Source organism: Bradyrhizobium sp. CFUWI (assembly GCF_056429085.1).
The window spans coordinates 1-438 of sequence record NZ_JBWJZE010000212.1 but is presented as its reverse complement, the minus strand read 5'-3'; the positions used below and the strand labels follow the sequence as shown (position 1 = coordinate 438).

Annotated in this window: 1 protein-coding gene; it reads right to left on the bottom strand. The window is 68.5% G+C overall.

Going from position 1 to position 438, the window contains the following annotated elements; genetic code table 11:
• Positions 1-48 precede the first annotated feature (48 nt).
• Positions 49-438: M20/M25/M40 family metallo-hydrolase (locus AC066S_RS39480; RefSeq protein ID WP_478272008.1), on the bottom strand; the 390-nt coding region annotated here is incomplete at its 5' end.

The following is a 438-nucleotide window of genomic DNA, read 5'->3' as shown; positions in this document are numbered from 1 at the left end:
GGACAGGCGCACTGGCTGCGGTGGATACGGCGGGCTGCTGCGGATGCGTCATGCGGCCACCTGTGCGTTCAGCCGCTCCAGCGTGCGGCGGTAGATGTTCTTGAGCGGCTCCACGTCGGCGACCACCACGTGCTCGTCGATCTTGTGGATGGTCGCGTTCGGCGGGCCCAGTTCGATGACCTGCGGGCAGACGCGCGCGATGAACCGCCCGTCGCTGGTGCCGCCGGTGGTGGAGAGTTCGGTGGCGATGCCGGTCTCGTCGGCGATGGCCTGCTGCACCGCCTCCACCAGTTCGCCGGGCGTGGTCAGGAAGGGCTGGCCGCCCAGCGTCCACGACAGGTCGTACTCGAGCCCGTGCCGGTCCAGCAGGTTGTGCACGCGCGTCTTCAGGCCTTCGGCCGTGGATTCGGTCGAGAAGCGGAAGTTGAAGTCCACCAC